Source organism: Pedobacter sp. 01N310 (genome assembly GCF_056399805.1).
Genome location: NZ_JBFTSB010000004.1, coordinates 374,884 through 398,910, shown reverse-complemented (window position 1 = coordinate 398,910; position 24,027 = coordinate 374,884). Strand labels below are relative to the sequence as shown.

Genomic DNA, 24,027 nt, shown 5'->3' with positions numbered 1-24,027 from the left:
TTTATTTATCGAAATATTTTCGACTGAGTTGGTCGAAAGTGGGTACGTTGTGAAAATGCCATTTATTGATTACCACTCCATTCTTCATCAATAAAACGCCAGGATTTGCCCTAACCATACTTTTTAAAGGTACGGCATCGGCATAAAAAACCTCCGAAAACAGGTTATTCTTTTTGATAAAGACCTGTGCATCCTGAGCCGAATTGGAAGTAAGCAATACCGTACGGATATTAAACTGCTGCGTAGCGTTTAAAGCCAAGGCGTTCAATTTACCAATAGCGGCCTCGTTGGTAGCATGAAGATCGTAGGCTACAAAGATCAAATTATAATAAGGGTTTTCGATCAGTTCCTTGGTATAATCGGTACCCGAAGCATCTGTAATGTTCAGGTCTTTGATTTTAGGTTCAAAACCTTTTTTAACCAGCCTTTTTGCCGGTTCACCGATAATTTCCCAATTGTTATCCTTCCATATCTCTGTTTTAAGATAGGCTTTATCGCTCATATCTTTCTCTTCATTGGTTTTCTTGTTCTTTAAGTGATACATGATCTCAAATTCATCTGGTTTTTCTCCTGGAGGAATCACCATTAATGATGGAAGATGTGCACCAACTTTATAAGGCAGGAAATCGATAATCGGCAAAACATTGTAAGTGTACAAGCCAAAACCTAAAGATATAACCGTTACTGCAATAGCGATATTTCTTTGAGTGGTTTCTTTTTTAAATAAAGGCTGGATCAGGTTCTTGTTTAAGAAAATAACAATGATCAGCGCTAAAAGGATCAGATCTTTACTGAACGACTGCCATGGGGTAAGCGGAATGGCATCGCCAAAACAGCCACAACTGGTAACTACTTTGAACGCTGCAGATATAAATGTGAGCAGGGTAAAAAAGATGATGAGAAGCAATAAACCCCAGGCTACCTTTTTACTCCAGAAACCCAATAGCAATAAGACACCGAGAACAATTTCTAAAGTACAAAGTAAAATAGCAATACCAGTGGCCATTCCACTCAGGAAATTCATGTGAAAAACTTCAAAATATTCCTGTAGTTTATAGCCAAAGCCAAGTGGATCGTTTGCTTTGATCAATCCTGAAAATATGAATAAAGCACCGACAAAAATCCTGGAGAATCTTAAAAGTATGTTTCGCATCTGTATGTATCTATTTTTTTAAAGGCTATTACGCTATTTATTTAACGCCGAGTTTGATCAGTGCAAAAACCGAATAGTTCAACATATCCTGATAATTTGCATTAACGCCCTCCGAAGCCAGGGTTTGCCCTTCGTTGTCTTCTATCTGTTTTACCCTAAAAATTTTCATCAAAATCAGATCGGTTAACGAGCTAATGCGCATATCGCGCCAAGCCTCACCATAATCGTGGTTTTTGGCAAACATTAAATCTTTCGTTTCCGTTACCTTTTCTTCAAATCTTTTTTCAACTTCGGTATAAGGCATCTCGTTCGGATCACTTTCGGTCAGTTCGAGCTGCATCATGGCGATAATACAATAGTTTACAATCCCGATGTATTCAGATATCACACCCTCTCCTACTTTACTTACTTTTTTTTCTTCGAGCGTACGGATGCGTTGTGCTTTGATAAAAATCTGATCGGTTATCGAACTTGGTCTTAAAATCCGCCATGCAGTGCCATAATCTTTAGTCTTTTTTAAAAATAATGATCTGCAAACTGCAATCACTTCATCAAATTCGGTAGAGGTATTTGTTTGTGCCAAAGCCAATAATTATTTAGTTTTTAGTGTATTTTTGTCCTGAAAAAACAAAAGCTAAAGATACATTTTTAAAGCGAAACCCAAATCCCGAAAGGGTTTATTATGGCAGAAAAAAACTTTTTTGAGCCCAAGCAAAACTTAAACATTAAAGGTAAGCTTATCGATTTAAGCCGCCCAAAAGTGATGGGTATTTTAAATATCACCCCGGATTCTTTTTACAGCAATAGCCGCACAAAATCGATAGACGAGGCTTTAACCAAAGCAGCCCAGTTCATTAATGAAGGCGCTACATTTATTGATATCGGCGGATACTCATCAAGGCCTGGCGCTAAAGATATTTCTACCAGTGAAGAGGTTGACCGTTTGGTGCCCGTGGTAGAAAGTTTAGTAAAAGCATTTCCCGAAGCGGTTATTTCTATTGATACCTTTAGGGCGAAAGTGGCGGAGGAAACGATTTCTGCCGGTGCGCATATCATTAATGATATTGCCGCTGGAGATATGGACGAACAGATGTTCGAAACGGTGGCTAAATTACAGGTACCTTATATGATGATGCACATGAAGGGTACTCCTCAAAATATGCAGCAAAACCCTGTTTACGACAATGTGTTATTGGAAGTAATTGATTACCTGGCGAAAAAAGTTGCGGCGCTTAAGGCACTTCATGTTCACGACGTAATTATTGACCCTGGTTTTGGCTTTGGAAAAACAATCGAACATAATTATGAGCTGCTTAACCAAATGGAAGCTTTTAAAATTTTCAAACTCCCCATTTTAGTGGGCTTCTCGCGTAAAGGAATGATCTATAAAACCCTTGGCACTTCGGCAGCAGAGGCCCTGAACGGAACTTCGGTACTCAATACCATTGCGCTACAAAAAGGAGCGGGCATTTTAAGGGTACATGATGTTAGGGAAGCAATAGAATGCGTGAAGTTAGTTGGGATGCTGTATGACTAATTTCGATTGGTCGATTATTTGATTATAGTTTCTGATCCAATATTAAATTGAGGCAGGGCGCAGACTTCTGGCAGATTCGTCCTGCTGAACTTGTTTTACAAGTAGAAATATTTTTTTCAATTGTCTTGTAGCTACTCCGTGGTCAGCATCTATTTTTGGAGTAAAAACCCTGAAACAAGTTCAGGGTGACGATCCTTAAAAAACAATTAACCAATTTAAACAGTTAACCTATCTTGCTTGTAAACTGAAAACCGTTTTGCTATCTTGCCACTAATGAAAGGATTAGATTTTGATTTCGTAAAATTCACCATTACCGACGTGGTAGACATCGTGCTCGTAGCACTTTTAATCTATTACGTATATACACTAATCCGCAATACCTTAGCTGTTAACCTACTCGTTGGGATGCTCATCATCGCAATATTCTATCATATTGTTGATGCTTTGCATATGAAATTACTCACGGCCATCATAGAGAAATTTATGAGCGTGGGGATTATTGCATTGATTGTAATTTTTCACCCAGAGATCAGGCGCTTTTTGTTGCTGATCGGAAAAAATGCTTTTTTACAAAAGAATAAGGCCTGGTGGGGATATTTATTTGGCAGAAAAGAAATTGAAAGGAATAATTTAACCCGCATAAAACCAATTATTGATGCCTGTAAAAGCATGAAAAAAACGCGTACAGGCGCATTAATGGTATTCGTTAAATTTTACGATGAGCAATTTTTCGCCAATAGCTGTGAACTTGTTGACGCCAAAATATCGAAACGTTTGCTGGAAAGTATCTTTCAGAAAAACAGTCCGCTGCATGATGGTGCCGTGGTTATTTCGGAGAACAAAATTAAAAGTGCGAGCTGTATTTTGCCTTTGACGGATAACGACCAGTTGCCCTCTCAGTTTGGGTTAAGGCACCGTGCGGGTATTGGCGTTTCTGAAACGACTGATGCTGTTGCAGTAATTATATCAGAAGAAACCGGAGAAATATCGTATGCCAAACAAGGCAGGGTAAGAATGAATGTTTCGTTTGGGGAGTTGGAGAAATTGCTGAATAAGGATTTTTAGTAATCACAGGTGAGGATTTATTCGTGTCGTCACCCTGAATTTATTTCAGGGTCTAATGGCAGAAAGATGCTGAAATAAATTCAGCATGACGATTAAGTAGAAGATAACTAAGTAAAACCCAATCATCTTCACAAGCCCCATAAACGCAAAATGGTGAATGTTTCCACCCACCATTTCATTATTATTTAAATCACCCTTTATCGGTGTAATCCCTCAATCTGTGCAATCAACCGTTAGCAGTATTGTTCAAAAGCACCGATCAGGTTATCAGCGATCATTTGTGCCGGACGGCCTTCAATCTGGTGACGTTCGATCATGTGAACCAATTTACCATCTTTAAATAACGCCATTGCCGGAGAAGATGGAGGGAAGGGCATCATGTAATTTCTAGCCTGATCTACCGCTTCTTTTTCCATTCCTGCAAAAACAGTAACCAATTTATCAGGGTGTTTTTCGTGTGCTGCTGCTGCTCTTGCGGCCGGACGTGCATTTGCTGCTGCGCAACCGCAAACCGAATTTACAACTACCAACACAGTTCCTTCGCCTTTAATCGCTTGATCTACGTCTTCTGCGTTTTTTAATTCTTGAAAACCTACGTTAGTTAATTCCTTACGCATTGGCTCTACTAAATATTCTGGATACATTATCTTAGTTTTTTATTTACAATTTCAATGCTACAAAAATAAGAAAATCGAATGGTATGCACCATTCGATTTATATTTTTAAGGTAAAATTAAAATGGCCCTTATTCTAAACCTTTTAAGATTTCTTGCATTTTATGTGGATCACTTAACATCCCCATGCCAAATATCACAATAATGGCAACATAATAAAGCAATGATAAAATATTAAGAACCAAACCTATAATTGCGCAAATTCTTCCCGCATTTAAATTTTTAAATGAACTTAAACTGTAAATAGCAGGGTTAACTGCGTACAAAGCCTTGTCTTTTTTACTTAAAACCAATGCAATGATTGCCGGAATCAGTCCCAAAATACCATAACAACAGCAAAATGCAATGGAAAGAATTCCTAATACAAGTACAATTGTTGAGTTTGGTAAACTTTGTTGACCAAAACCTCCTCCAAACTGTCCAAATGGTGGTGGTTGCTGAAATGGAGGTGGGGTTACCGGACCATTACCTAACGGTTCAAATGGTGCAGGTTCTGGGTTTTTATCTTTTGAAAGATCAATCGGTTTATTTTCTTGAGGGGTTTCCTGTTCTTCTGACATAGCTATATTTAGATCAATTGGTGAGTGTATATTTTGTAAATGTAATTCATTAAAATAATTACTGCAACACTTGCAAAAACGATTTTTATCAACTGTGCCCCAAACTTAAAATCGACCTTAAGGTGAACAATGGTAAATACTACGACAAAAATGAGTGGAATTGTTGCGGGATAAAACTTAAATGATGCGATTAAATCGCCCCTAAATAAAGCCAAAACCGAACGCTGAAAGCCACAGCCTGGGCAATCGAATCCAAAATGGGCTCTAAACGGACAAGTAAAAAGATGCTCGCTTATCCAATCGAGAAAATTATGTTGCGGTTGAGCCATCTATATCGCCAATAAATTTGATCTGCGCATCTTTCCATATTTTGTACTTCTCCAGATCTTTAAGCACTTGCCTATACACCAGGTTTAAGATATAGATATCATCAACAAAACCTAAAACCGGCACAAAATCAGGGATCACGTCTATTGGAGACAAAAAGTAAACCAAACCACCCAAAATAGCAATAATAGATCTTTTTGGAATTTCGGTATAATCGCCGTTCACGTAATCTTTAGATACGGCAAACAACAGCACCAGTTTCGACCAAACACCTTCCAGATCACCTTTATTGGTTACTGCCTTTCCCAATGCATCTTTAATCGTATTGCTGGCTTTGGTCTTATCACTTAAGATCACCGAAGCTTTACTTTGCGATTTTTTAAAGAAACCCAGTATTTTCTCCCTATTCAATTTCATAGTTAACGATATTACAAATTAACGGCCAAAAGCATCATAATTGTCTTCGGCATATTTGGTAAAGCGATCTAATAGTTTAATGTTTTTGTTCTCAATAGCCGTTAAATCGTTATCAACATTGTTTTTAACAGGCACATACCATTCTACAGGATCGAAAAAATTTCTGAAAGTCTGTTTTTTAAAGGCATAACCATGTCTGGCGAAAATGGTGTTTTTGATAATCTGCAGATCAAGCTTCCTTAAATTCTTTAGATCTTCTTCTTTAAGTGTAGTAGTTGAAGCATTTAATTTAAAAATCTGTTCGGATGCGCTTCTGTAAAAAGTATTGGCTCCTAACGAATCTATACTTCCATCTTCAAGGGTATCTAACCGCTCTACCATTTTGTGATCGCTCCAATCTACATATTCCATTTCGGTTGGCAACATACGGCTGGCATTATATTCAAAAGCTTTTTTTAACAACTTAAATTCTTTTCCTGGCCACTTCAGGTCCTTTTTATAAGCGTTCCATTTACCAATTAAGGTGTCGCCAACAAGGGTAATTTCAAATTTCCCATCGTATTTATCAGTACCAGGTTCATCCAGAACGAAGGTAATTTTACCACCATCTTCTGATATTTTACCCAATAACGGGCGGCTGTTGCCAGAAACCACGCTTTGTGCAATCACCGTATCTTTAGTTATTTTTTTTATATTGATATTCAGTTTTTTGACAGCATCAGACATATCTCCCTCATATTCCAACTCATCTGTTGTGTAAAAATCGCCTACCCAAAAACCGTAAAGTTCTTTGTGGATTTCCTGCTGTGCAATGCCTGTTGCTTTTTCTTTTTTTGTTTTTTTAGTGTCTCTGCATGATAGCATCAAAAAGGGAATCAGAGCGAATAATAAGATTTTTTTCATCGATAGTATATATTTTAAGGTCAAATAAATTTCTTTTTGATCAGCCATTCGGCGATTAACAAATTGGGTATCCAGCCTAACCAGGCGATAATCTGGTAAACATCCATTGGGGCTGGATGAAATAAATATACTAAAATAACTTTCCATAGCCTTAAAGTTATCGCAGAGGTTGCCAAAGCAAAACTACGGTACATAAACTTTTTATGGGCTATTATTTTTCTTTTTAAAATAAGCAGAATTGCCTTTATGGTAAACCAGAACCACAAACCGCCTAAAATAATAAATGAGGTTTTAGCCATTAATCCCCCATTTGCAAACCAGCCGATAAAAATACCAGAGGGCGCAGCAAGTAACAATACGAAGCCTGCATACAAGTAGCCCAACCATTTATGTATTTTAGGATATTTAGCTAAAATTTTAGGATTAAACTGCGTAAAACCAGCCAGTAGTACAAGTATGGCGCTATAGACGTGGAAGTAAAATATGGGAAGATAAGCTTTGATCCCTGAAACTTCAGTCTGTTTAATCTGCAGAAAAGACACTTCACTATTCAATGGGATATACCGTAAAGTAATCTGTACCATTAACACAAAGAAATAGGCAAAAAACAATAGCCAGGCCACACGTTTATAGCTGAAGCTTTTCATCTATTTTGTTAAACAGGAATAACTCATGATCCTAAGCGTAAAAAAGATGAGGATGTTTTTCATTATAGAGCAGCGTTATCAAATATACTAAAGTCACATTGAGCTTGTTGATTGCCTTTATAAAGTCTTCTACAGACTCAGACTGACATGTCTAAATGAGTTTTATTAAATTGAAGAAGATTTCATCATCTCCAAAATATCATCAACATATTTTCGCTCATTGGCTAAACGCGGCACTTTATGCTGTCCACCGAGTTTATCTTTTGCCTTTAACCAATTATAGAAAGTATTTTCGGGGGCATTATGCACTTTTGGCCGGGCTAAAGCCATATCCTTAAAACGTTTGGCATCATAGTCGGAATTCACCGCACGTAATGTGCTGTCCATAATATCTACAAACTTTTCAAAATCGTTAGGTTGTTTGTCGAATTCTATGATCCACTCGTGCCCCCCTGCTTTTTCATCTTTAAAATAAATTGGTCCGGCGGTATAATCTTTAATTTCGGCTCCGGTTTCCTGGCAAGCTTTGGTTAAGGCCTGTTCTGCATTGTCGATGATCACTTCTTCGCCAAAGGCATTGATAAAGTGTTTGGTACGTCCGGTAATTTTAATACGATAAGGAGAAAGTGAGGTAAATTGAATGGTATCGCCGATCATATAACGCCATAAACCACCATTTGTAGAAATTACGATGGCGTAATTTTTATGCAGCTCTACTTCACCCAGCATTAATGCTTTAGGATTTTCTTCACAGATATTCTCCATCGGCACAAATTCATAGAAAATACCATAATCCAGCATCAGCAGCATCTCTTCTGAGTTATCCTGATCCTGAATCCCAAAAAACCCTTCGGAGGCATTATAAGTTTCCAGATAATACATTTCATCGGATGGGATGAGCTGTTTAAACTGTTCGCGATACGGGGCAAAGTTTACCGCACCATGGATATACAATTCGAGGTTTGGCCAAACTTCCAGTAAATTCTGCTTTCCCGTAAGTTCGAGCACCTTTTTGGCCAGTACGATGGTCCAGGTGGGCACACCCGAAATGCTGGTTACATTTTCGTTGATGGTGGCCTCAGCCATTCTATCCATCTTAATTTCGTAATTATCCATCAATGCGATAGACATATCTGGCGTACGGTAATATTCGGCCCAGATTGGCAGGTTTTTGATCAGCACGGCAGATAAATCGCCATAAAAACAATCTTCGTTTAACTGATTAACCTGATGGCTTCCACCTAAAACCAAACCTTTTCCGGTAAACATCTGGTTATCGGGACGGTTATTGCAATAGATAGAGAGCATATCCTTTCCGCCCTTAAAGTGGCATTCTTCCAATGATTCTGGAGAAACGGGAATAAACTTACTCCTATCACTTGTGGTACCCGATGATTTTGCAAACCACTTGATATCTGATGGCCACAGAATATTTTGTTCTCCATTAAGCATGCGCTCAATATAAGGCTTTAAGGTATCGTAGTTTTGGATCGGAACACGTTCCTGATATTGTTGTGGAGTTAAGATTGATTTATAATCGTAAAGTTTGCCCCATTCGGTATTTTCGGCACTATCAATCAAGTTATGGAACCACTCTTCCTGAACATCGTATGGATATTTCATAAAAAGCTCGATCTGGTGGATCCGCTTTTTCATTAACCAGGTAAAAATTGAATTTACAAATGCCATATTAAAAAATAAACTGCTGATTTTTACCACAGATATTGACAGATAAACACAGATACTGTTGTTTTTGTTGCAACAATAATCCGATCTTTTTACCTGAAATAATTTTAGCTGTGTTTATCATCTTCATTCCCGAAATCCGGAATAAGAATTGGTTAATATTAAACATCAAATTTCTTACGTTTCAGCACAAAGTTCGATCCAAGATAAACTTTTCTTACCATCTCGTTCTCAGCCAACACCTCTGGAACACCCTGTTCTAAAATTTTACCTTCAAAAAGCAGATACGCCCTATCGGTAATCGACAGTGTTTCCTGCACGTTGTGATCGGTAATTAAAATGCCTATGTTTTTGTGTTTCAGTTTAGCAACAATACTTTGGATTTCCTCTACCGCAATTGGGTCTACACCTGCAAAAGGTTCATCCAATAAGATAAAATTAGGGTTAGCGGCTAAGGCACGTGCAATTTCGGTACGGCGGCGTTCACCTCCTGACAATAAATCGCCACGGTTTTTACGCACTTTATGTAAACTAAACTCGTTTATTAATTCTTCGAGTTTATCACGCTGTTCTTCCTTGGTCAATTTGCTCATTTCCAAAATGGCCAGGATATTATCTTCTACGGTAAGTTTTCTAAAAACAGATGCTTCCTGAGCTAAATAACCGATCCCCTTTTGTGCCCTGCGGTACATCGGATCTTCGGTAATATCTTCTTCTTCCAAGAAGATACGGCCTTCGTTTGGTTTAATTAAACCAACAATCATGTAAAAGGAGGTTGTTTTTCCGGCACCGTTCGGGCCTAAAAGACCAACAATTTCCCCTTGACTTACATTAAAAGAAACATTGTTTACAACAGTACGCTGTTTATATTTTTTAACCAGATTTTCGGCTCTTAATATCATATATTGATTGCTCCGTCATCCTGAATTTAGTTCAGGATCTTTATAATTAGATGCTGAACAAGTTCAGCATGACGAATTTATTTTATAGTTAATTAACTTTTATTCCTTTAATATTTAATTGCAAACGTTTCTTATCACGCCACACGTTTTCCTCTAACGTATAACAAACCGAAAACGGTACCTTTGATTGTAAAAGATTTTGAAATTCTGCCAACCCAAATGCAATGCCTTCAAAAATAGGCGAATTTTGTTGTTTTATGTTAATTTTTAAATGATTTGCGCCAACAGCCATGGCTTGCTGTGCAAGATATACATTATGGGTAACAAATATAGGCGCCATATTCTCTGGCCCGAAGGGTCCCATCTGCGATAAAACACGATAGAATTTACCATCTATCTGCGCCAGCTCGATTTCGGCATCAATCCTGATCATCGGCGTAAGCAACTCCTCTGTAATACTGGCCGACACAATTTCTTCGAATTTATCTGCAAAGGCATCTACATTATGCTGTTGCATGGTTAAGCCTGCGGCAAATTTATGCCCGCCATATTGATCCAATAAATCGGCACAACCGCTTAAAGCTTCGTACAGATCGAAACCAATTACCGATCGGCAGGAACCTGCCACATGTCCGTTAGATTTTGTTAATACGATTGTTGGGCGATAATATTTTTCAGTTAAACGCGAGGCCACAATCCCGATTACTCCCTTATGCCAGTTTTCGTTAAATACAACGGTAGTTTTTTTGTTGATCAGGATATCGCTTTCGCCAATTAAAGCCAAAGCCTCGCGGGTAATGTCCTGATCGTAGGTTTTACGCTCAGTATTTTTAAGATTAATCAGTTCACTCTGCTCTAATGCATTTCCATCTACCTGGCAAAGCAACATGGCAACTGCATGTTTAGCATGGTCTATCCTTCCGGCGGCATTAATCCGCGGACCTAAGGTAAAAACCACATCGGTAATGCTATAGTTTTCGGTTTTGCCCGAAACTTCCATTAGGGCACGTAAACCTTCGCATGGATTGGAATTCAATTTTTTTAAGCCGTAATAGGCTAAAATCCTGTTCTCCCCCACTACCGGAACAATATCGGCAGCTATGCTTACCATAACCAAATCTAAATACTGCAGATAAGTTTCTTTAGGGAGCTGATGTTTTTGCGCATATGCCTGTGCAAGTTTAAAGCCTATACCGCAACCGGCCAGTTCCTTAAAAGGATATGGGCAATCAGCGCGTTTAGGATCTAAAACGGCAATAGCCTGAGGTAGTTCATCTCCAGGTAAATGGTGATCGCAGATAATGAAATCGACACCTAAATTGTTGGCGTAATCAATTTTATCGATAGATTTTATTCCACAATCTAAGGCAATAATTAAAGAGAACCCATTTTCATTGGCATAATCAATCCCTGCCGTAGAAATGCCGTAACCTTCTAAATAGCGATCGGGAATATAATATTCGATGTTTTTAGTGAGCTGCGAAAAGAAACTGAAAGCCAGTGCAACTGAAGTTGTACCATCTACATCATAATCGCCATAGATCAGTATCTTTTCGTGATTGGATAATGCAGTTTCAATGCGGGCGATTGCAACATCCATATCCTTCATTAAAAAAGGATCGTGAAGATGGTCAAGATCTGGCCTGAAGAAATCTTTGGCCTGATCGAAATCACAAATATTCCGTTGTACGAGTATTTGTGCAAGTGAGCGATCTATATTAAGTTGTTCTGCTATTTTTGTTATCGCAGCATCATTGCAATCTGATGCCAGCACCCATCTTTTTTCCATTTATTCTGTCTCCGAACAGTAAATATACATTTTAATTGGATATGATGGAGGCAATATCTAACAGGTGGACGAACAAAACCTTTAAAAACAAAAAGTTAAATTTTACTTCGAATTTCCGGGATATTCTTGATAAAGCTTGATCAGATATGCCTTTTGACTCGCATATTTTGCATCATCAATTAAATTCACACGTTCTGCCGGATCCCACGATAAATTGTAAAGTTCGGTAAGTTCTTTATTGTCTTTTCTGGTAATCCTCAACTTCCAGTCGCCATCTTTTACGCCTTCTAAAACATAATTGTGGTAATAAATCGGGCGGTGAGGTTTAGTATTGTTTTTACTGGTTAGCAAGGCTGAAATAGATTCCCCGTCGTACACTTTTTGAGGTAATTTACTCTTAGTCCATTCGGCCAGTGTAGGAAAAACATCCAGATTTGAAATGGGCTTGGTTAACTGGGTATTGTTAAGGGTATGCCCTTTCCAATACACAATAAATGGAACGCGATGGCCACCTTCGTAAGAGATCCCTTTCGAACCCCTAAAAATTCCTGCGGAGCCAACATGGTAAAATTTGGTATAACCATCCTCGTACATGCGCTGTGGCGCATTAATCCACGGACCGTTATCGCTGGTGAAGATAAAAATGGTATTGTCTGCCTGTCCGGAAGCGACAACCTGTTTCCAGATAGCAGCTAAACCGGCGTCCATATCTTCGATTACATCGCCAAGTTCACCACCGGCAGAAGGTGTTTTTCTACTTTTTTGTGCCGCAAAAGCAACAGGCAAATGTGGCATATTTTGCGCCAGGTAGAGAAAAAATGGTTTCTTAGCTGTAGCACTTTGTTTAATGAATTTGATCGATTCGCGGGTGTAAGAACTCGTTAAAATGCTATCGTGCGGTTTATATATTTCTGGTTTGGTATTTCTAAATATCTTGATTGTTGTATCAGTTTTAACATAAGGCGCTCTATAATCGTGGCTGTATAAAAGCCCATAAAACTCATCAAAACCCTTTTTATTTGGCAGCGAAACACCATGATCGCCCAAATGCCATTTACCGACCAAAGCGGTAGCATAGCCTGATTGTTTAAGCATCTGTGCAATAGTAATTTCATCTTCAGGCATACCACGTTTATCGCCCGGACCTATTGGCCATGGTAAATCCATCCTGCTACAGTATCTTCCGGTGAGCAAAGATGCCCTCGATGGCGTACAGGTTGGTGAGGTGGTTACGAAGTTTGTAGCTTTTATTCCTTTCGTAGCCATTCCATCCAAAAATGGCGTTTTGATCAGCGGACTTCCATAACAAGAAATGTCAGCATAACCCATATCATCAGCCAATACAATAATTACGTTTGGTTTTTGCTGTGCTTTTAGCTGTATCGAAAAACTACAAGCCAGCATAAAAATTAAGATTCGGAGATTCATGCCTGAAATTTAAGCATCATATTTTACAAAAAAAGGAAGTATCCAAGCTTTTACCAAAACAAATACTCAAGTTTAGATTGTTACCTTTGTTTATAGATTATTCTTAATTTAACATCTTTCATTAAAAGTTAAATCTTTGCCATGCTTTCTAAAAACTTGCTATCCGAAATTAAAGAAAAATCAGAACTGCTTAATTCTTTAAAGCCTTTAAGCGCTGAAAATCAAACTAAGCTTGATAAGAAGTTTCGTTTAGAATTTAATTTTAATTCCAATCATTTAGAAGGCAATACCCTAACCTATGGGGAAACGGAGTTATTATTAATTTTTGATCAAACAGAAGGAACGCACGATTATCGTGAGTATCAGGAAATGCAGGCACATGATGTTGCTTTGCGCATGATCCAGGAAGAAGCAGCCGAAACAGAAAGACCTTTATTGGAAAATTTCATAAGAGATTTAAATGCAAAAATCTTGGTTAAACCTTTTTGGAAAGATGCCATAACAGCAGATGGACAAGATACGCGTAAGCAGATTATACCAGGTGAATACAAAAAAACACCAAATTCAGTAAGGCTTTCGAATGGGGAAATTTTCCATTATACTGCCCCAGCTGATGTTTCAAATGAAATGGCCGAATTGGTGGCCTGGTTTAATGAAAATAACGAAAAAGAAAACCCAGTTCTTTTAGCGGCTCTTTTACATTACCGTTTTGTACGAATTCATCCATTTGATGATGGTAATGGTAGAACGGCAAGGCTTTTAATGAATTATGTTTTTGCAAAAAACAACCTGCCCTTAGTGGTTATTAAAAGTGCAGCAAAAAAAGATTATCTGGCTGCATTAAACCGTGCAGATACTGGAGATTTAAGTGCTTTTGTTGAATATATCGGCAATCAGCTTTTATGGAGCTTAGATTTGAGTATTAAAGCCGCCCAAGGGGAAGATATTGATGAGGATGATGATTTGGATAAGGAATTAGAATTGCTGAAACAGGATCTAAAACAGATACCTGGCGAGTTTGACAAGGGAAAAACTTATCCTGTCATATCGGAGACAATGCAAAAAAGTATTATACCTCTTTATTTAGAATTAGATAATAAATTCGGCAAAATAAAAGACCTTTTTAATGAGTTTCATAGCTGGATTACTATCGATTATGTAAATTCTGATGAAGAAAATTGGGGGATTGATATTGAAAAAGCGGAATTATCCACCGTAACTTTAAATGATTTTAAAATTAATACCTGTCATTTATATTTCGAATGTGCAACATTAAAAAATTCTAAGAAGGAAATAAATATTAAATATAATCTCGACATATACTTCGATGAAAATTCCTATCAAGCTCATGATGAACACCAAGCATTAAACCTCATGGAATTAGCTTATGGTAAATTTTATACAACTCTACAAGTAAATAGTATTGTAAAATCTGTAATGAGTTACATAATCTCAGAAATCAAAAAGTCTTCAAACCTTAACAATTAAATTTAATACATTTTGCAAGTTCACACCCTATTCGAAGGTACTTATTCTGTTGATGCAACAAAGAAATTTGTTCCTTTCGACCCCGCCATACATCATTTTAAAGACAGACCCGCATCGCTATTCATTAACGTTCAGCCTTTTTTGGTTGAGCTGAAAAACGACCTCGTACTTTTTGATACGGGTTTAGGATTTAGTGATGACCATGGCGAACTGATTTTGCATAAAAACATCCGCAATGCAGGTTTCGATCCTACTGATGTAACCAAGGTGTTAATGTCGCACTTACACTACGACCATTCTGGGGGCATGATTCACAAACAAGGCAACGATAAAGTTGAATTAAGTTTCCCTGATGCTGAATATGTAATTAACCGAGGCGAATGGGAAACAGCATTTAGCAGCACTTCATCTTCTTACCATACCGATATTTTCGATTTTGTACAACGCAATGCACAATTAAAATTTGTAGAGGGCGATGGCGCATTAGATGAAACCATTTCTTACGAATTTACGGGTGCACACTGTCCCAACCACCAGGTTTTCCTTTTAACCGAAGGTAAACAAAAGATATTTTTTGGAGGTGACGTGCTACCCGAGCCAGAAGAACTGGTTAAAAATTTTATTGCCAAATACGATTTCGATGGTCGCAAGGCGATGGAATTACGCAAAGAATTTGGTAAAAGTGCTGCTGAGGAAAACTGGGAATGTTTATTCTACCATGGTAAAAGTGCTGCAACTGGTTTTGTTGATGCAATTGAAGGTGGATTTAGGATTAGGTAGGTTTAGGGTTTAGGGTTTAGGGTTTAGGGTTTAGGGGAAACAGACCTATGGTGGATTTAGTATACTGAGGCTAAAAGGCGATTTATTATTTTCTTAAATCGTGGTTGGCTAAAGCCGAACCACAATCAAATTCATCTTCACCTGATTTACTTACCAATCATTCATTGTTGCCCGCTTCAGCTGGCACATAACAAAAAAGGTCCCGATAAATATCGAGACCTTTTGCATTTCAAGTCCTTCCATTAAGGGGAGGGTTGAGTGAAGTTTATTTCTTAGCTACCAATTTAACAGCTAATTCAAAGTTATCATCGATTGCTTTGTCGCCAATGCTATCGAAGAATGATTTAGAACCGTATTTGATGTCATATTTAGTTCTATCAACAACGATTTTACCTGCTAAAGCCGAAGCTGTACCATCTGCATTAACCGTTACAGTTGCAGGGAAGCTTAATGGTTTAGTAATACTTTTGATGGTTAAATTACCTGATACAGTTACGTTTGATCCTGAACCAGCAACTTTAGTAATTACGAAAGTTGAAGTTGGGAATTTAGTTGTACCGAAGAAATCGTCTGCTTTTAAGTGACCTTCTAATTTAGCGCTTCCATCAGCATCTTTAATTGAAGCCATATCAATTACAAATGTACCACCAGTTACACTTTTACCGTTAACGGCTAAGGTACCTGATTGTAAAGCTACAGTTCCGTTGTGAGAACCTGTTACTTTTTTACCAACCCAAGTAATGGTTGATTTTGCTGCATCTACAGTATAAGTTACTGGTTTAGTAGGGTTTTTAAAAGCTGACAATGCTACAACTGCCACTAATAAAAAAATTGAGCTAATTTTTAATTTCATTTTCTGGTTTTTTATAATTTGATACAAATATAGATTAACTCCCGATCTCTTGTTATTGACCTATGTTAAGTTTTTTCAAAAATAATCGGATTTATTTAAAATCATTCTATTGACTGCAGAAATATAGCAATGGTTTAATTTGTTTACTTTTTAATGTGAATATAGAAAGATAGAAGGCGGAAGGTTTAAGGTAGAGGGTTTCCTTGGCATCGCCTAAAAAATGCAAATATTTATTACCTACCTATCATGCTTAATTTTATTCTATACTGTTCATAGAAAAAATAATCTTCTATATTTAGAAAATAATATTAAATGCTCATGAAAAATAAAATTTACGCTTCATTATATTTATTCAGCTTATTACTTATTGCAAGCAGTTGTAATTTCAACAGCACTTATTTAAACCGCGAGGAAGATAAAAAAGATGCGGAGAAAGTAGCGGATCAGTTTTATACTTTTGTTGAGAAAAATGATTTGAAAAATCTAAGCCATCTTCTTAGCAATCAATTTAAAGCAGTAACCAACGCACAAAAATTAAATGATTATTTAACCGGAACTGCCAACAAGCTGGGCGAGATAGAAAGCAAAAAACTAGATCACTGGGAAACGAAAGTGATAAGAGGTTCGAATGCATCAGCGCGTTACGTGCTTTATTATATTGTAGAAAGGGCAAAATTTCAAGCAAAAGAAACAGTTACTTTAACTGCAGAAAACGACCAGATTAAAATTTTAGGATACAATGTAAATTCTGAAGGTTTATTAAAATAAGAAGAATCCTTGATCTATAAAGGCATTGAAATCGGCAACTAAATCATGGCAAAAAAAAATCTACCCGATAATTTAAAAAATGGCATTGAAGCAATTCGGGCATTTCGATGAATGGAGTGACGGTACATCTGAATTCGGATAAACCTGCACAATTAAATGCTTTGGCCTATGCGAATGGTACTGATGTTCATTTAGCTGCTAATGAAGAAGCGCATTTACCGCATGAGGCATGGCATGTGGTACAGCAAAAACAAGGTAGAGTTAAACCAACAACACAATTAAATTCCGATATAACAGTTAACGACGATGCTGATTTAGAAAAAGAAGCCGATGAAATGGGATCAAAAGCAGCTGGTCTTTAAATTATAAATAAAGCACCCGCTTTTTATATTACTGCGTTTGGCTTTTATATTAATGCATCCGCTTTTTACAATAACGGACCTTATTTTTATAATAACGCACCCGCGATTTACATTAACCCACCCGTGATTTATATTAACTTACCCGCGATTTATATTATTGCACCCGCTAAGTTAAATACCGCTCGTTCTGAATTGGTTTCCCACCCAGTCCCCTCCTTTATAAACCTGACAGTAGCGAAAATCCTTTTTGTTTGCACTTACAGTAAAAGATTGCTTCGTTGTTTCTCCTAGCAATGACGATAACGAGAGCAGAAACCACAAAAAGATTGAAGTGAATGGCAGGACTGCCGCCTCCGATGAAAAAGTGACATTCATTTCCAAAAAAAAAATCTGCAAGCCTTATGAAATGAATCCATAAAACTTGCAGATGATTTATCTAAATAGATTGCTTCGTCGTACCTCCTTGCAATGACGATTGGGAGTAATTAAGGCGATGGAAAGGAAAACCTTAAACCCTCTACCTTCCCGCCTTCTACCTTATTAAGGAACGATCTCTTCTAAGTAACTCTCAATCGGCGGACAAGCACAGATTAATGCCCTATCACCATGGCTATCGTTAACACGACCAACTGAAGGCCAGAACTTACGCTCTAACACATAAGGAAGTGGAAACGCAGCTGTTTGACGACTATATGCATGATCCCATTCGTTAGCGGTAATTACCGAAACCGTATGAGGTGCATTTTTTAATGGGTTATCAGTTTTATCTAAAGTACCATTTTCTACAGCGGTAATTTCGTTTTTAATCGCGATTAAGGCATCACAGAAACGGTCTAACTCATGTTTAGGCTCCGATTCGGTAGGCTCAACCATTAAAGTACCCGCAACCGGGAAAGAAACCGTTGGTGCGTGGAAACCATAATCCATTAAACGTTTTGCGATATCAGTTACTTCGATTCCGAAAGCTTTGAACGAACGGCAATCTAAAATCATCTCATGTGCGCAACGGCCTTGAGCACCTGAATAAAGCACCGGATAGTGTTGCTCCAAACGCGCTTTCATATAGTTTGCGTTTAAAATAGCATATTTAGTAGCATTGGTCAATCCTTCAGCACCCATCATTGCGATATATGCATGAGAGATAATCAAAATCGAAGCCGAACCCCAAGGTGCAGATGAAACTGCGGAAATAGATTTTCCTTTATCAATATCAACCACGGCATGACCTGGAAGATAAGGAACCAGGTGTTTCGCCACACCGATTGGGCCCATACCTGGACCGCCACCACCGTGAGGAATACAGAAAGTTTTGTGTAAGTTTAAGTGACAAACATCGGCACCGATATTGGCCGGACTTGTTAAACCAACCTGTGCATTCATATTAGCACCATCCATATATACCTGTCCACCATTAGCGTGAATGGTTTCGCAGATTTCGATAATGCTTTCTTCGAACACACCGTGAGTAGATGGGTAAGTTACCATCAAACACGATAAGTTGTCTTTGTGTAATTCTGCTTTCGCTTTTAAATCTTCAACATCGATATTACCGTTTTCTAAAGATTTTACTACAACAATTTTCATATCGGCCATTGCAGCAGAAGCAGGGTTTGTTCCGTGTGCCGAAGCAGGAATTAACGCCACATTACGGTGGAAATCGCCTCTATCGTGGTGATAAGCACGGATAACCATTAAACCTGCATATTCGCCCTGAGCACCAGCATTTGGTTGTAAACTCATTGCGGCAAATCCGGTAATTTCACTTAACCATTTATCAAGCTCATTGAAAACCGAATAGTAACCCAATACCTGATCAGCAGGTGCAAACGGGTGGATGCGACCAAAGTGAGACCAGGTAACCGGAATCATCTCTGCCGTTGCATTTAATTTCATGGTACAGCTACCCAAAGCAATCATCGAGTGGCAAAGCGATAAATCTTTTGCTTCTAATGATTTGATATAACGCAACATTTCATGCTCTGAGTGATGTGCGTTAAAGATTGGGTGTGTTAAATAAGCTGAGGTACGTTGTAATGAAGCAGGGATAACCGTTTCTACATTTTCTACCACTTCAACCTGATCGGCAGCAATAGCTTTAACTTTAGCAAAGATTTTAGCAATTAAAGCTACATCTTCGAAAGTGCTGGTTTCATCGAACGAAATAGTTGCGACGTTACCAAAATAATTTAAGTTGATTTCGTTATCGATACATCCAGAATGGATACCACCTTTTAAATCGCCTAAATCGAAACGGATCGTATCGAAATAAGCAGAATTTAACTGCTCAAAGCCTAAACCTTTCAACGTAGAAGCTAAGCTGATGGCCAATCCGTGAGTACGTTCTGCAATAGCTTTTAATCCTTTCGGACCATGGTAAGCGGCATAAAAACCGGCCATAATCGCCAATAATGCCTGTGCGGTACAGATGTTTGATGTTGCTTTATCTCTACGGATGTGCTGCTCGCGGGTTTGCAAAGCCATACGTAAAGCATAATCGCCATGACTATCAATGGTTACACCGATAATACGACCTGGGATGTTACGTTTATATTCTTCTTTAGTTGCGAAAAATGCAGCGTGTGGCCCACCAAAACCCATTGGTACACCTAAACGTTGTGTAGTACCTACTACCACATCAGCTCCCCATTCGCCCGGAGGCGTTAATAAGGTTAAGCTTAAAATATCGGCAACTACAGTTAATTTAATATTTTGATTGTGCAATGCCGATGCAAAGTCTTTGTAGTCGAAAACTTCACCGTTTCCTGCTGGATACTGAACAATTGCACCAAAGAAATCTTCAGCGGCTATGAAATCTAAATGACTTCCGATCACCAGTTCAATACCGTAAGGATTAGCACGTGTTTTTAAAATATCGATCGTTTGAGGGAAAAGCAATTCAGAAACGAAGAACTTTTTAGCAGCCTGATTTTTACGCAAGCTATATTGCATAAACATCGCTTCAGCAGCAGCAGTACCTTCATCCAATAAAGATGCATTGGCAATTTCCATTCCGGTTAAATCGATAACCATCGTTTGGAAATTTAACAAAGCCTGCAAACGGCCCTGTGCAATTTCTGCCTGATATGGTGTATATTGTGTGTACCATCCTGGGTTTTCGAATACGTTACGTAAAATTACACCCGGGGTAATAGTATCATAATAACCCTGTCCGATAAAGCTTTTGAAAACTTTATTCAACAATGAAGTTTGTTTTAAAGCACCAAGATATTCAGTTTCTGATTTCGCTGCAGGCAAGTTTAACGGCTGTTTTAACCTAATTGCCGTCGGAACAGTTTGTTCAATCAGCTCATCAATAGAATTTACGCCAACAGCTTGCAACATTTCGACTGTATCTGCCTCATTTGGTGCAATATGACGATTTTGAAAATCTTCCTTGTAATGGATATTTAAGCTCATGCGGTATGAATAATAAATTTGCGTGCAAAGGTAGCAAAAACGAAGCTGTATTTTGCTATATATCAGTGTAAAAAAGGAGTATTATTTGCGGTTAAAAGCGACAAAATAGGTAGATTTTATGCACAAACTAAAAGACAAACGTTTGTTCATTTTTATTTGATTAACCCATTATTAGGAAAGCGATGGCTCTTCCGAAATTTAAGTTTGTCGCCATGGTTAACTTCAGTCTTTTTGCATCCTGTTGAGCCGAATCAATAAGTAGCTACAACGTAAAATATCAGCTACCAAAGGAAAGAAAAAAAGCATTTCCGTAAATTTGAAACCTACTTACCTGTGTTCTTTTATGTCAACTTGCAAAAATAACGTCGCACTTTTAGTTCATGCCTGCGATAGTTACGAATTTCTTTATAAAGGTTTTGATTACACTTTCTCAGAAAACTGGGATTTTAAAATACCATGTAATTATTATTTCGCTACAGAAGTAAAAAACGCAGATGTGAATGGCTTTACAAACATCAAATCGGGCAACGGCGAATGGGCCGATCGCCTGGTAACGCTGTTAAGTAATATAAACGAAGAATATGTACTCTATTTCCAGGAAGATATGTGGTTAAGCAAACCCGTAAATCCTAGGTTCTTTACAGTACTGTTCGAACAGGCGACTAAAAATGGCTGGCAACAGGTTAAACTCCATAGTTCTGGCGTTTACAAAACGAAAGAAACCATTAATTTTATCGAAGGATTTAATATTGCGGAGATCGATAATGAGGCATCAGATTATTTAATGTCGCACCAGATTACCCTTTGGAAAAAAGATTTTCTGCTTGCCCAACTCTATAAAAAAGAACATCCATGGAGGAATGAGCGTAAAGGTACTAAGAGATTGAAAAAATTAAACCCGCTTATTCTTCATGCCGATTACTTTGCAGAAAATGGCGCCGAGGAAAACAATAAAAATAGAAATCCATCGGAACGGAGTGAATACTATGCCGTTTCATTTAACAGCACCTTAAATCACAATGCCGTTCGGTTTATCGAGGTATTAAGGTCGGGTAATCAAGCTCAAAAAGATTATGCTGCAGAACTGCTAAACCATTACGACAACAATTTAACACATAGCGGTAAGGAAAGGCCTAAAAAAGAAGATCTTTTTAAGAAGCTTAAAACCTATCTGCGGAAAAAGAATTCGTAATTAATTTTTGCATATCATATAGGTTTGAAAAGCAATGGCTATGCTAAAATTCATTTTGTTCCCGCCATTTGCTACAATCTTTTTGCTACTCTCTTGTCATACTGAAGATTACTGCAAACAAAAAGGATTTTCGCTGCTGTCGGGTTTAAAAACATCGGGCCCTACAAGAAACAGAGGTTACAGGGCGCAATAGGGATTAGGCTTTTAGCTTTATTCTTTCAACTTATTTCTGCACCTTCCAACCCTCGTCTTTACTCAGCTTTAATTTATAGGTTTTGGTAATGAAGTTGCTGTTTTTATTGGCGTCTTTATCAAAGGGTTCGAAATCTGTTGTTGTCATTTTAAGTGATACCGTAACTTTGGCTGTACTGGAATTTACCTGTGCAAAATCTACAGGCTTTTCATCGGCTAAAACATATTCTACAACTTTTACGGTTGCCTTATCACCATCCTGTTTCAACACCAGCGGACTTGCTTTATCGGTTAAAGTGATCTGATAAACGTAACTGCTATCTTTCGATAAGAATTTTTTCTTTGCTTCCTTTAAACTTAATGAAACCAGACCTTTACTCGCTAAGGATTTATATTTCCCAAGCTCGAACATGTCGTTTGTGCTGTTGAATTTGATCTCCCCAAAATTAAACCTGGCGGTTTTATATTCGGGATTGGCTTTTAAATAATCTGTAATTACCTCAGCAGCTTCGTCCTGATTGATGGTCGTTTTGGTTTTACATGCGGCTAATCCGACGATGATAAAGGATAAAATATAAATAGTAAGTTTTTTCATGTGTATATGCTTTATGCTTTTTTAAAGATATTTAATTTTTTGATATGCTACCAATATAAACCACAGAGTGCACTAAGTTTTCACAGAGAGAACAGAGACTTCAGGCACCCTACATCCTTAATTGTTAAAAATAATGGCCCGGCTTTGTGCCCTCTGTGCCTTCACTCTGTGTACTTTGTGGTAAAAACGAGATTATTTCTTTTTGATATACAACCAATATAAAACCACAGGGTGCACTAAGTTTTCGCAGAGAGAACAGAGATTTCAGGCACCCTACATCCTTAATTGTTAAAAATAATGGCCCGGCTTTGTGCCCTCTGTGCCTTCACTCTGTGTACTTTGTGGTAAAAACGAGATTACTTCTTTTTTAGATATTTTAAATTCGGCAAAACCATCGCTGATAAAATTACCACAACGCCAACCCACCTTAAAAACGATACCTGCTCTTGTAACACAAAACCCGCCATCATCACAGCAACGGGCAACTCTGCGGCGCTTAATATCGAACTTATGGCTGTTCCAATTCTGGGTACGCCTTCTGCATAGAATAAAGGCGGAATAACCGTACCGAAAACGGAGATAATCAATCCCCATTTTAATAAACTACCATTTAAAGCACCGTTAAACAAGAATATTGGCGGAAAAATAATGAAGATCAATATACAGGCACCGGTAATCATCAAGGCACTTTTTTGCAATGGAGCGTATTCATTTCCAATCCGGCCACTCAGTAGCAAAAAGCCTGCATAAGAAATTGCAGCCAACAAACCGAAACCAATCCCTTTTAAATCCATGGTCTTGATACTTGTTTCAGCCATTCCGCTGGCCAAAACAGTTCCAGCTAAGACCAACAGGATTGCCAGGAGCTGTAAGCCTGTGGGCTTCTTTTTAAAGACGAGGTATTCCATTAAAATACTCATCCAGATAAACTGCATTAACAAAATGATGGCTACCGAATTTGGCACAAGTTTTACACATTGATAATAAAACACGCTCACTAATCCAGTACATGTTCCTGCCAGCACCATTTTCCACCAAGGTGTTTTAATGATAATTGTTTTGGCTTTATAACCAGCGGTTCTGCTTTGAAAGAAAAATAGTACCCATAAAATTACGGCACCAAAGAAAGCCTGAGCCCCTGTAACATCACCCAGCGTATAACCTTCATGATAAGCCAGTTTAACAAAAGTAGAGAGGATACCAAAACTGCAGGCACCAAAAAAAACAAGGAGAATTCCTTTTAACATATTTATATTATCTAACCACAGAGGAAAAGAGTCTTTCACCGAGTA

Annotated in this window: 23 protein-coding genes; 7 read left to right on the top strand and 16 right to left on the bottom strand. The window is 38.0% G+C overall.

Going from position 1 to position 24,027, the window contains the following annotated elements; translation table 11 throughout:
- Position 1 precedes the first annotated feature (1 nt).
- Positions 2-1,153 (bottom strand): BT_3928 family protein, encoded by a 1,152-nt coding sequence (locus AC1DNH_RS11670; protein ID WP_477625391.1) that lies wholly within the window; start codon positions 1,151-1,153, stop codon positions 2-4.
- A 37-nt stretch (positions 1,154-1,190) separates the two neighbouring features.
- Positions 1,191-1,736, bottom strand: coding sequence for a DUF1599 domain-containing protein (locus AC1DNH_RS11665; protein ID WP_477608292.1), 546 nt, complete (start codon positions 1,734-1,736; stop codon positions 1,191-1,193).
- A 99-nt stretch (positions 1,737-1,835) separates the two neighbouring features.
- Between AC1DNH_RS11665 and folP the strand changes: the two genes are divergently transcribed.
- Entirely contained in the window at positions 1,836-2,690 is an 855-nt protein-coding gene (gene folP / locus AC1DNH_RS11660; protein WP_477608294.1) for a dihydropteroate synthase, read from the top strand.
- A 273-nt stretch (positions 2,691-2,963) separates the two neighbouring features.
- Positions 2,964-3,755 carry a diadenylate cyclase CdaA gene (gene cdaA / locus AC1DNH_RS11655; protein ID WP_029275607.1) on the top strand — a complete coding sequence of 264 codons (792 nt, stop codon included), beginning with the start codon at positions 2,964-2,966 and terminating at the stop codon, positions 3,753-3,755.
- A gap of 233 nt (positions 3,756-3,988) precedes the next feature.
- Here the strand turns inward: cdaA and AC1DNH_RS11650 are convergent, their stop codons facing one another.
- The 10 genes from AC1DNH_RS11650 to AC1DNH_RS11605 all read right to left on the bottom strand — a co-directional run bounded on the left by AC1DNH_RS11650 (position 3,989) and on the right by AC1DNH_RS11605 (position 13,088).
- Complete coding sequence (locus AC1DNH_RS11650) at positions 3,989-4,399, bottom strand: BrxA/BrxB family bacilliredoxin (protein ID WP_029275606.1); 411 nt, start codon at positions 4,397-4,399, stop codon at positions 3,989-3,991.
- Positions 4,400-4,500: 101 nt separating this feature from the next.
- Positions 4,501-4,989 carry a CCC motif membrane protein gene (locus AC1DNH_RS11645; RefSeq protein ID WP_477581711.1) on the bottom strand — a complete coding sequence of 163 codons (489 nt, stop codon included), beginning with the start codon at positions 4,987-4,989 and terminating at the stop codon, positions 4,501-4,503.
- Positions 4,990-4,997: 8 nt separating this feature from the next.
- Positions 4,998-5,318: a DUF2752 domain-containing protein gene (locus AC1DNH_RS11640; RefSeq protein ID WP_477581713.1), complete on the bottom strand. Its 321-nt coding sequence runs from the start codon at positions 5,316-5,318 to the stop codon at positions 4,998-5,000.
- Complete coding sequence (locus AC1DNH_RS11635) at positions 5,299-5,733, bottom strand: YkvA family protein (protein WP_477625390.1); 435 nt, start codon at positions 5,731-5,733, stop codon at positions 5,299-5,301. Before AC1DNH_RS11635 ends, AC1DNH_RS11640 begins: the two co-directional genes overlap by 20 nt.
- 18 nt (positions 5,734-5,751) lie before the next feature.
- On the bottom strand, positions 5,752-6,636 hold the full coding sequence (locus AC1DNH_RS11630; protein ID WP_477581717.1) for a YARHG domain-containing protein: 885 nt from the start codon (positions 6,634-6,636) through the stop codon (positions 5,752-5,754).
- Between the two features lie 20 nt (positions 6,637-6,656).
- On the bottom strand, positions 6,657-7,283 hold the full coding sequence (locus AC1DNH_RS11625) for a DUF2306 domain-containing protein (protein ID WP_477581719.1): 627 nt from the start codon (positions 7,281-7,283) through the stop codon (positions 6,657-6,659).
- 165 nt (positions 7,284-7,448) lie between these two features.
- The gene (locus AC1DNH_RS11620) at positions 7,449-8,972 is read right to left on the bottom strand and encodes a GH3 auxin-responsive promoter family protein (RefSeq protein WP_477581721.1); all 1,524 of its coding nucleotides are present in this window, start codon (positions 8,970-8,972) and stop codon (positions 7,449-7,451) included.
- A 158-nt stretch (positions 8,973-9,130) separates the two neighbouring features.
- Positions 9,131-9,871 carry an LPS export ABC transporter ATP-binding protein gene (gene lptB / locus AC1DNH_RS11615; RefSeq protein WP_057931148.1) on the bottom strand — a complete coding sequence of 247 codons (741 nt, stop codon included), beginning with the start codon at positions 9,869-9,871 and terminating at the stop codon, positions 9,131-9,133.
- A gap of 88 nt (positions 9,872-9,959) precedes the next feature.
- Entirely contained in the window at positions 9,960-11,660 is a 1,701-nt protein-coding gene (gene recJ / locus AC1DNH_RS11610; RefSeq protein WP_477609594.1) for a single-stranded-DNA-specific exonuclease RecJ, read from the bottom strand.
- 102 nt (positions 11,661-11,762) lie between these two features.
- A complete protein-coding gene (locus AC1DNH_RS11605; RefSeq protein WP_477578296.1) occupies positions 11,763-13,088 on the bottom strand; it encodes a sulfatase-like hydrolase/transferase in 1,326 nt (441 codons plus the stop codon).
- Positions 13,089-13,229: 141 nt separating this feature from the next.
- Between AC1DNH_RS11605 and AC1DNH_RS11600 the strand changes: the two genes are divergently transcribed.
- Together AC1DNH_RS11600 and AC1DNH_RS11595 are read left to right on the top strand one after the other, a co-directional pair.
- Positions 13,230-14,576: a Fic family protein gene (locus tag AC1DNH_RS11600; RefSeq protein WP_477625389.1), complete on the top strand. Its 1,347-nt coding sequence runs from the start codon at positions 13,230-13,232 to the stop codon at positions 14,574-14,576.
- A gap of 12 nt (positions 14,577-14,588) precedes the next feature.
- A complete protein-coding gene (locus tag AC1DNH_RS11595; RefSeq protein ID WP_477578300.1) occupies positions 14,589-15,356 on the top strand; it encodes an MBL fold metallo-hydrolase in 768 nt (255 codons plus the stop codon).
- 265 nt (positions 15,357-15,621) lie between these two features.
- Here the strand turns inward: AC1DNH_RS11595 and AC1DNH_RS11590 are convergent, their stop codons facing one another.
- Positions 15,622-16,209 carry a YceI family protein gene (locus AC1DNH_RS11590; RefSeq protein WP_477578302.1) on the bottom strand — a complete coding sequence of 196 codons (588 nt, stop codon included), beginning with the start codon at positions 16,207-16,209 and terminating at the stop codon, positions 15,622-15,624.
- 318 nt (positions 16,210-16,527) lie between these two features.
- Between AC1DNH_RS11590 and AC1DNH_RS11585 the strand changes: the two genes are divergently transcribed.
- Positions 16,528-16,977: a hypothetical protein gene (locus AC1DNH_RS11585; RefSeq protein ID WP_477578304.1), complete on the top strand. Its 450-nt coding sequence runs from the start codon at positions 16,528-16,530 to the stop codon at positions 16,975-16,977.
- A 107-nt stretch (positions 16,978-17,084) separates the two neighbouring features.
- Complete coding sequence (locus tag AC1DNH_RS11580; protein WP_477578306.1) at positions 17,085-17,339, top strand: eCIS core domain-containing protein; 255 nt, start codon at positions 17,085-17,087, stop codon at positions 17,337-17,339.
- A 540-nt stretch (positions 17,340-17,879) separates the two neighbouring features.
- On the opposite strand, the gene gcvP is transcribed toward AC1DNH_RS11580, so the two are convergent.
- Entirely contained in the window at positions 17,880-20,756 is a 2,877-nt protein-coding gene (gene gcvP / locus AC1DNH_RS11575) for an aminomethyl-transferring glycine dehydrogenase (RefSeq protein WP_477578308.1), read from the bottom strand.
- A gap of 343 nt (positions 20,757-21,099) precedes the next feature.
- On the opposite strand from gcvP, the gene AC1DNH_RS11570 reads away from it, so the two are divergent.
- The gene (locus AC1DNH_RS11570) at positions 21,100-21,948 is read left to right on the top strand and encodes a hypothetical protein (RefSeq protein WP_477578310.1); all 849 of its coding nucleotides are present in this window, start codon (positions 21,100-21,102) and stop codon (positions 21,946-21,948) included.
- 223 nt (positions 21,949-22,171) lie between these two features.
- On the opposite strand, the gene AC1DNH_RS11565 is transcribed toward AC1DNH_RS11570, so the two are convergent.
- Positions 22,172-22,735, bottom strand: coding sequence for a hypothetical protein (locus AC1DNH_RS11565; RefSeq protein ID WP_477578312.1), 564 nt, complete (start codon positions 22,733-22,735; stop codon positions 22,172-22,174).
- A gap of 356 nt (positions 22,736-23,091) precedes the next feature.
- Entirely contained in the window at positions 23,092-23,982 is an 891-nt protein-coding gene (locus AC1DNH_RS11560) for an EamA family transporter (protein WP_477578314.1), read from the bottom strand.
- Positions 23,983-24,027 lie beyond the last annotated feature (45 nt).